This window comes from Streptomyces alkaliterrae (genome assembly GCF_007097205.2).
In the GTDB taxonomy this organism is placed as follows: domain Bacteria; phylum Actinomycetota; class Actinomycetes; order Streptomycetales; family Streptomycetaceae; genus Streptomyces; species Streptomyces alkaliterrae.
In genome coordinates, this window is record NZ_VJYK02000260.1 from 1 (window position 1) to 7,721 (window position 7,721).

A 7,721-nucleotide genomic window follows, 5' to 3' on the forward strand; every position below is an offset into this window, starting at 1 on the left:
GGGGAGGCGGGTCAGGTGGGGATGCCCGCGCGCTTGATCTCGGGCACCGGGATACCCAGCGCCCGCAGTTGCTCGAACGGGTTCATGAACTCGCGCTGTCGCCTGATCTTTCCGTTGTCGAGTTCGAAGGAGTGGAGGAAGTGGTTCTCGTAATAGCCCTCGGGATAGTCCGCGAAACGGATCTTCCCCCGGCCGTCGCACTCCACCCAGAAGAAGTTCGGGTCCTGGGTCTCGAAGACCCGGATGTTGTACCACTCCCAGTCGGGGAACGTCTTCAGCGACCACACGGCGTGCTCACCGAGTCGGTCACGTCCGTTGATACTGATCGGGGCACCCGTGTCGGTGGTCCACAGACCGCCGACACCGTCCTCGGTGAACAACTGGTGACGTACCAGGCGGGCTTCCCCGCGGGCGGCCATGTAGGTTTCGACCGTTTCCCGGTTGATCCGGCGCAGTTCGACGTCGTCGCTGAAAGCGCCGTTCTGAACTGATTCGGCCATGCGTGAATTCCCCACTCTGCGGCGTCCGGCTGCTGTATGCCCAGCGATCCTGCCGCCGGGCTGTGCAACTGTGCAAGCAAGAGAGATTCACGCCAGTGTCAGATTCCGTGAAGCTTGCGCCCAGGCCGACAAGAACGTTCAGGGCCGTGTCAGACAAACGTCAAATCGCTTGCGCCGACCGTCGACGAACACTCTCCCGCCCCTCGCCCGCACCCGCTTGGAGGCCCGGTCGGCGATCTGAGTACCGGCTACTCAGGCGCCCGGGGCGTGGACATGGTGGCCTGAAGGGGTCGGAGCAGACGCCCAGCGTTACCGGCCGTACCCGCGCACCGCGATCGCGCGACGGCGTCATCCGCGTGACTGCACCGGAAGGAATCGACGATGAAGTTTGAGGATGTCTACCTGTCCAGCCTCGGCACCTTTGTGCCCGGCCTGGTCACAACGGAACAGGCGGTGGAGTCGGGTTGGTACGACGCGGACACCCGGACGGCCTCCGGACTGGAATCCGTGGCCGTGGCCGATTCGCTTTCGGCACCCGAGATGGCCGTGCTGGCCGCGGGCGAGGCGCTGCGGCGCTCGCACCACGAACCCGGTGATTTCGGCGCGCTGTTCCACTCGTCCGCCTACCACCAGGGACCGGACGGGTGGTCTCCCGCCCATTACGTCCTGCGCAACACACTGGACACGCCCATCACCGCGATGGAGGTCAAACAGGGCTGTCAGGGCATGCTCTCCTCTCTTGTGTTCGCCGCGCACCGACTCGTCTGCGACACCCGTAAGTCGGCGGTTCTCCTGACGGCCGCGGACAACTACTCCGCGCCGCTGGTCGACCGCTGGACGACCTCGCGCCTTTCCGTTTTCGGCGACGGCGCCGCCGCCGCGGTCGTCTCGCGTGGCGGCGGTATCGCCAGGCTGCTTTCCGTCGGCACGCACTCGGCGCCCGCGATGGAATCCCTCCACCGCGGCAGCGAGCCGATATTCCCTCCCGCGGTCACCGTGGGACGCCCCCTGGACTACGAGGAGCGCGTCAAGTTCTGGATGGACGAGTGGGCCAAGGGGAACACGCCGCCCATGGCACATCCTGGCGAGGTGCTGCAGGCGGCCCTCGACGAGGCCCTTGAGGACGCCGGCATCACCGCCGCGGACATCAAGCGGGTCTGCCACCCGAGCGCCACCCTGGACGCGCTGCGGGACCAGTTCCTCGACCCGATCGGCTTCTCCCTCGACAAGGGGATCTGGGAACACACCAGCAAGGTCGGCCACATCAGCGCGGCGGACGTCTTCATCGGCCTTGAGCACCTCTGGAGCACCCGGAAGGTAGGCCCCGGCGACAAGGTGCTGCTCTTCACCGGCAGCCCGGGGTTCGAGGCCGGTGTCGCGATCGTGGAAATCGTCGCGGAGCCCGATGCGTAGAGCCCGACGCGTGGAGACCTCGTCCCGCCGGCCGACCCCACTCGGAAAGGACTGACCACACCGCATGAACGACAGCACGGAGCAGACGAGGGCCGCGGGCGGCCCACCCGTCACCGGGGACCAGCTGCGCGCGACGCTCGCCGGCCTGATCGGCATCAGCCCGGACGAGATCGAGGACGACGCCAACCTCATCCATCTGGGGCTGCAGTCCCTACAGGTGATGCGGCTGGCGACCAGGTGGCGCCGGGCTGGGCTAGAGGTGAGCTTCGGAGACCTGGCAGCCGATCCCACCTTCGCCGCCTGGAACGACCGGATCACGCGGGAGCTCGCGAAGACCTCGGCGTGAGGCCCGGTGCCCGCCCGCCTCAGGCGATCCGCGTGCGGCGGGCGGGCGCCACGCCGAGTCGCGGCGCGAGGTCCGTCCTGGTGGTGACCGCGAGCTTTCCGTACGCGCGGTAGAGATGGTTCTCCACGGTTCGGACGGACAGTCCGAGCCGGTCGGCGATCTCCTGGTTGGAGAGGGAGACCGCGAGCGTGGCGATCTCCCTCTCCCGCAGGGTCAGTGCCGCACGGGACCGAGGCCGGCCACGGGGACCGCGGCCGTCGGCCGCCGGGGCCCACTCCGGCAGGGCGGCGCCGCAGCGTGAGAGCAGTTCAGCGCTCGTCGCCCGGGAGGCCCGGGCCGCGCGATGGTCATCCGACGTCTCGTGGGCCCGCCTGGCCGCGGCGGCGGCCTCCGCGGCGAGCGGCAGCAGCCCCATGGCGGCGAACCGCAGGGAGACGGCGTCCAGGCTCCGGCCGTCGTCGTCCGCGAGGCTCAGCACGTGCTGGAGTCGTACGTCGTCGACGGCCGAGACACCCTCATGCCTCGCACGCCAGAGGACCAGCGCGCCGCGCGCCTGCCCGGCCCGGGCGGCCAGGTGCAGCGCCGCCAGTCCCTGGTGGCGGCGGCCGGCCGCCAGCGCTCGCCCGGCGGTCTCCAGCGCCTGGCGAGCGGCGCCCCGGCGGTCTCCCAGCCAGGCCGTGACCAGCGCGGCCTCCAGCGCCATCGCGTCCGCCGTCAGCGGGTGCTGCCGTTCCTCCCGTTCCGCCTCACGGGCCTGCTCCAAGAGCGAGGCCGCCTCCCGAGCGTCGCCCGACTCAGCCACCGCGCCCGCGAGTTGGGCGATGCGCCAGGGGCGGGGCGCCAGCCACTCGACGGGGCCCCGGTGAGCGGCCGCCCGTCGCAGCGCCTCCACCGCCCGTCCGGTTCGGCCCGTGAGCCGGAGGATCCGCGCCTCGATCAGATCCACGAACATGCGGGCGCGCGGGTCACCGTCGGCGGCGCGCTCGCGCAGTCCGGCCGGCGCCGCCTCGATCGCGGCGGGACCCTGGGTGTCCAGTGTGATCCAGCCGGTGAGGAAGTGGTGTTCGAGCAGGTCGGCGGCGCACAGGCCGGTGTCGTGCCGGTCACCGTCGCGCAGGCCGGAAAGCGCCGGGAGGCCGCGGCGGAGGACGGCGAGGGCACGCTCGCCGTCGCCCGACTCGTGGTGGAGGAGGGCGGACAGGGCGGGAACGGCGTCGACGGCCGAGTCGGCGAGCTCCCGCGCCTCCGCGATCCGGTCCTTGAACAGCCGCACCAGCGCCCGAACCCCCTGGTCCCGCCCGGCGACCGCCTCCGCCTCGGCGAGCCGGCCCAGGCCGAACGCCAGGTTGAGCGCACGGGCGCGGGGGACGGCAGCGAGCTGGGGCACCGAGCTGAGGCAGGCCTCCGCCTCGATGTGTCGACGTTGGCCGGCCAGCGCCTCGCCGAGCGTCGCCAGCAGGCGGTCGTCGGTGTCCTCGGCGGGCACGGACCGGCACAGAAGCTCCGCCAGCGGGTAGTCCCGGGCGCGCAGCGCGTCGACCGCCGCCTTCCTGGCGTTGTCGGGCCCCGGTGGGCGCCTCGTGCCGAGCCGGAGGCGGACGACGCGCGCCGCGTCGTTCGGGCGCCGGGCGCCGGTGCGTTCGATCGCGTCGGCGATCCGCACACGCAACCGACGCGCCGTCAGCTCCGGCAGCGTGGCGGCGATCACCGCCTCGCACAGCGGGTGCGTCAGGCGCAGCGTCAGCCGGAGCCCGGAGCGCCGGGCGACCACAAGCCCACGGCGGTTCAGCGACTCCGCCGCGTCACCCGACTCGGTGACGACCGACAGCCCGGCCTCCAACGTCCCCGCGAGCCCGAGCATGTTCACCAGCTCCCGCTCGTTCGCGTCGAGGTCGCCGAGCATCAGGTCGACCAGGTCGACCAGTCGGCCGGAAGGTGTCCCGCCGAAGCCCGACCAGTGCCAGAACCCGCCGGCCTGACGCAGGGTGCCGTCGGCGAGGCCCTGGTCCACGAGCTCCCGCAGGACGAGGGGATAGCCGTGGCTGAGTTCCCAGAACCGCTCCGCGCTGTCCACGGCGACGGGACCGGCGAGCCTTGTGCTGAGCATCCGCGCCGCGCCGGAGCGGTTCAGCGCCTCGACGGCGAGCCGCCGCATCCGCCCGCCGACGAGCAGCCGCCGCAGCTCGTCGGGAAGCGCGGCGCCGGGTTCGGTGGTGGCCAGCAGCAGCGCCCGGCCGCTGTGCGCCATCCGGTGGGCCGACTCGAAGGCCACCCGATCCGCCAGATGCACGTCGTCCAGGGCTATGACGATCGGCTGCGGCCGTGCCTGGGTCCGGTGCCGTGGCGTCTGGGCCTGGAACTTGTCCAGTTCCTCCGGTCGCAGGACCCGCGCGCCGGTGCGGGCCGCCCGCTCCACCGCGGCCTCCAGGAGCCTGCTCTTGCCGACGCCCGGCGCGCCGACCAGAAGGGCGCCCATCCGCATGGCCGTGCACTGCTCGATCTCCGCGAGTTCGGACTCCCTCGCGACGACGGGCCAGTCGAATCCGCCTACCACTTCCAGTACCTGTTTCAGGCCTGAGGAGCACGCGCGCGTATGTAGACGATCGGCACCGGAACAGTGATGTCCCCGGAGCCGCCCCGAAGGCCGTCCAGACGGCGGGAGACCTCCGCGACAAGCTCGGCGCGCTCGTTCTCCTCGATACGCTCCCACATTCCGCGCATTCCGGTGGTGTAGGTGAACTCGACCCATTCCTGGCCGGATTTCACCACAACCGGAAGGTCCTTCTCCTCGACGGCGACGTCGATGAAACCGGCTTCCGTGAGCGTCTTCCCGATGGATTCCTCGCTCGCCAACCAGTTGGCTCCCGCCTCGGCGAACTGGGAGTCGTAGGCGCCGTTCTGCTTCAGCGACTGCAGCATGTACGGCATCAGGAGGTCGTTCACCGCCTCCGGGAACAGCGCCCACTTACCCCGTACGGTGGAGAAGAAGGACGGCGCCGCCGTGGCGAACGTTCCGCCCGCACGCAGAAGCCGCAGGTACGGCGTCACGTCGTCGGCGCCCTTGACCCAGATGAACAGGCTGCAACTGCCGATCACGGCGTCGAAGCGAGCGTTCTCGAACTCCGGCCGCTGCCCGTTCATCACGGACACGCTCACCTGCTTCAGGCCGCGTGCCCGGACGTCCTCCAGTGCGTACCCGACCATCTCCTCGGAGATGTCGACGCCGACGACCTCACCGTTCTCCCCGACGGCCTCGGCGGCCGGGAAAAGCGCGGCACCGCGCCCCGACCCGACGTCGAGAACGGTCTTCCCGGCGGTAATTCCCGAGAACTCGACGAGACGGCGTCCGATCGGACCGAAGAACTCGACGCCGCTCTGGTCGTACGACCTGGCCGTCCGATTGAAGAGATCGTGCATCTCAGCCGTCTTCTCGGCGCTTGCCATAGGGCCCCCCTCAACAAGAGAGGGCCGTTCGGATTCCCTCTCATACCATGAGGCGATCCCAGCACGCCCGCCGTCGAGACGTCCAATAGCAAGTTGTTCTCACCACATCGAGAACTGCTATGACCGCAACACCACCCGGACGAGCAGTCGGCACCGCACTGTCGGCGGTCCGTCACCAGGGCGACGCGAGGCGTACGAGTGGGATGCTCTTCCCTCGCGGTGTGGTCTAGCTTGGCTGAAGCCGCCAGCCCCGGTTCGACCGTGCTGAAGGTGAGGCCTCCGTGCACATCGCCCCCCTCGGTCCCGAGGATCCCGCCGAGTTGGGCGGGTACGAGCTGCTGGGCCGGATCGAGTAGGGCGACTCGCCCAGGTGTACCTGGGCGAGTCGCCCGGCGGGTAGCCGGCCGCCGTGAAGGTGATCAAGCCGTCTGTGGTCGACTCCGAGACACGGACGAGGTTCGCGCAGGAGGTGGAGATCCTCCGCCAGGGGCTGCTGCACTCCGATCTGAAGCCGGCCAACGTGCGCCTGGGGCCGAACGGGACCGCGAGCCCGAAGTCGATCACCTTCGGCTCGCGTCCGGGTTGCTCGGCGGCGCGGACACCGTACTCATGCGACCGGTCGACGTCCTGCCGGCCGTCCCGCCGTTCCTGGTGCTCGCCGTGCTGGCCGCGGGGTCCGGCCGCGGCACGCCGGTGGTGGTCGGCCGCCGCCGCGCTGGCGAACGTGCCCGGGATCGCCCGGGTGGTGCGCGCCGCGACACTGGAGATCAGCGTGCGCGGATACATCGAGACCCCGCACGCCCGCGCCTGGTCGACCTGCGGGTCACGTCGGCCAAGCGTCGCGGCATGCGGTACGCGGAGCTGCAGGACCCGGACGCCGTAGGAGTCGTCGCCGAGTCGCCCTCGCCGTGATCAGGCTGAGGGCCGGATGACGGAGGACCTGATCCTTGCACGGGTCCGGTCGGCGTGGGGTGCCTCAAGGGCGGGCGCGGTGGTCCCGGACTCGGTTCGTCGAGCGCTGCGGAGGATCGCCTCCGCGGGCCGGATCGTGCGAGTCGACGAGGCGTATGACGTTCCTGACCGGGAGCTGGCCTTCGCTCGCACTCCGACATCGACCGTGGCACGCAAGATGGGACAGGTCTCGTCGGTCGAGCGGCGGCTCGTCGTGGGGCACGTGGTCGAGGAGAGTCCGGGCGGTCACGGAGAGGAGCTGCTCCGCGAGGTCGCACGCTTCTTCGGGGGGACACGGTTGGGGCCTGACATCAGGGATGCGCTCACGGACGATGTGGACGAGCTCGTCGCTAAGGGGGAGGTCCGTGAGGCGGACGGCTCCCTGACGCCCGCGGATGGCGACTGACGGGTCACGGAGGGTGCCGCTCGGCGGGACTGCCGTCGAGTGGACCCTGGTTGGCTGCCTGCCGGGTGGGACAAGAGGACGATGTCGGACTGCTGCAGCCGCCGACGGGCTGCTGGCCGCAGCCTGCCGGCGGCGTACCGCGGGGCCGCCCCGGGCTGCCCGGCGAAAGCTCGGACGCACCCTTCGGGGCGGCACGCACCCCACCACACAAGGCAGCGGATGCCACGTCGGCTGAGATCAGACGCATGAAGCGAACGACCGGGCTGACTCGCCCCGCGATACCTGACGTCCGGACAGAACGAGCGTCGAGTTCGGCTGGGCCGTCGATGTGAACACGGGAGGTACCAGCGCTCGCCGTACTCCAGTCGCAGGTCGAAAGCGCAGGTCGGACATGCTCGTTCGACGAACAGCACGTTCCACGTCGTGCGCCCGCGGGAGCAGGTCGAGGCAACCCGCCCAGTTCACGGGAATCACGACGAGCAGGTCAGGAGCCCTTTGCCGCCGGCTCCAGGATGGCGACGCACTCGAAGTGGTGGGTCATGGGGAAGAGGTCGAAGGCGCGGAGGAAGCGGGGCTTGTAGCCGGCGTCGCGGAAGTAGGCGAGGTCGCGGGCGAGGGCGGCGGGGTCGCAGGCGACGTAGGCGACACGGCGGGGGGTGAG

Annotated in this window: 7 protein-coding genes and 1 pseudogene; 4 read left to right on the top strand and 4 right to left on the bottom strand. The window is 70.6% G+C overall.

The annotated features are described in order from the left end of the window. Positions 1–11: 11 nt before the first annotated feature. Positions 12–500 (bottom strand): PhzA/PhzB family protein, encoded by a 489-nt coding sequence (locus tag FNX44_RS20615; RefSeq protein WP_143650039.1) that lies wholly within the window; start codon positions 498–500, stop codon positions 12–14. 381 nt (positions 501–881) lie between these two features. Here FNX44_RS20615 and FNX44_RS20620 point away from each other — a divergent pair, with 381 nt between their 5' ends. Together FNX44_RS20620 and FNX44_RS20625 are read left to right on the top strand one after the other, a co-directional pair. After that, the gene (locus FNX44_RS20620) at positions 882–1,913 is read left to right on the top strand and encodes a ketoacyl-ACP synthase III family protein (RefSeq protein ID WP_143650041.1); all 1,032 of its coding nucleotides are present in this window, start codon (positions 882–884) and stop codon (positions 1,911–1,913) included. Between the two features lie 64 nt (positions 1,914–1,977). Beyond that, positions 1,978–2,259 (top strand): phosphopantetheine-binding protein, encoded by a 282-nt coding sequence (locus FNX44_RS20625; protein ID WP_143650043.1) that lies wholly within the window; start codon positions 1,978–1,980, stop codon positions 2,257–2,259. A 19-nt stretch (positions 2,260–2,278) separates the two neighbouring features. On the opposite strand, the gene FNX44_RS29730 is transcribed toward FNX44_RS20625, so the two are convergent. Both FNX44_RS29730 and FNX44_RS20635 read right to left on the bottom strand, forming a co-directional pair. After that, complete coding sequence (locus FNX44_RS29730; protein ID WP_143650045.1) at positions 2,279–4,813, bottom strand: LuxR C-terminal-related transcriptional regulator; 2,535 nt, start codon at positions 4,811–4,813, stop codon at positions 2,279–2,281. 14 nt (positions 4,814–4,827) lie between these two features. Beyond that, positions 4,828–5,703 (bottom strand): class I SAM-dependent methyltransferase, encoded by an 876-nt coding sequence (locus tag FNX44_RS20635; protein WP_143650047.1) that lies wholly within the window; start codon positions 5,701–5,703, stop codon positions 4,828–4,830. Positions 5,704–6,312: 609 nt separating this feature from the next. On the opposite strand from FNX44_RS20635, the gene FNX44_RS20640 reads away from it, so the two are divergent. Together FNX44_RS20640 and FNX44_RS20645 are read left to right on the top strand one after the other, a co-directional pair. Continuing rightward, positions 6,313–6,615: a hypothetical protein gene (locus tag FNX44_RS20640; protein WP_153507540.1), complete on the top strand. Its 303-nt coding sequence runs from the start codon at positions 6,313–6,315 to the stop codon at positions 6,613–6,615. Positions 6,616–6,631: 16 nt separating this feature from the next. After that, entirely contained in the window at positions 6,632–7,060 is a 429-nt protein-coding gene (locus FNX44_RS20645) for a hypothetical protein (RefSeq protein WP_143650049.1), read from the top strand. Positions 7,061–7,544: 484 nt separating this feature from the next. Here the strand turns inward: FNX44_RS20645 and FNX44_RS20650 are convergent. Beyond that, positions 7,545–7,721: pseudogene (locus FNX44_RS20650) on the bottom strand (RNA methyltransferase); the annotation flags it as partial.

Excerpts from the sequence above, each read along its gene's own strand:
- FNX44_RS20615 (WP_143650039.1), bottom strand. The coding sequence starts at position 500 with ATGGCCGAATCAGTTCAGAACGGCGCTTTCAGCGACGACGTCGAACTG.
- FNX44_RS20620 (WP_143650041.1), top strand. The coding sequence starts at position 882 with ATGAAGTTTGAGGATGTCTACCTGTCCAGCCTCGGCACCTTTGTGCCC.
- FNX44_RS20625 (WP_143650043.1), top strand. The coding sequence starts at position 1,978 with ATGAACGACAGCACGGAGCAGACGAGGGCCGCGGGCGGCCCACCCGTC.
- FNX44_RS20635 (WP_143650047.1), bottom strand. The coding sequence starts at position 5,703 with ATGGCAAGCGCCGAGAAGACGGCTGAGATGCACGATCTCTTCAATCGG.
- FNX44_RS20640 (WP_153507540.1), top strand. The coding sequence starts at position 6,313 with ATGCGACCGGTCGACGTCCTGCCGGCCGTCCCGCCGTTCCTGGTGCTC.
- FNX44_RS20645 (WP_143650049.1), top strand. The coding sequence starts at position 6,632 with ATGACGGAGGACCTGATCCTTGCACGGGTCCGGTCGGCGTGGGGTGCC.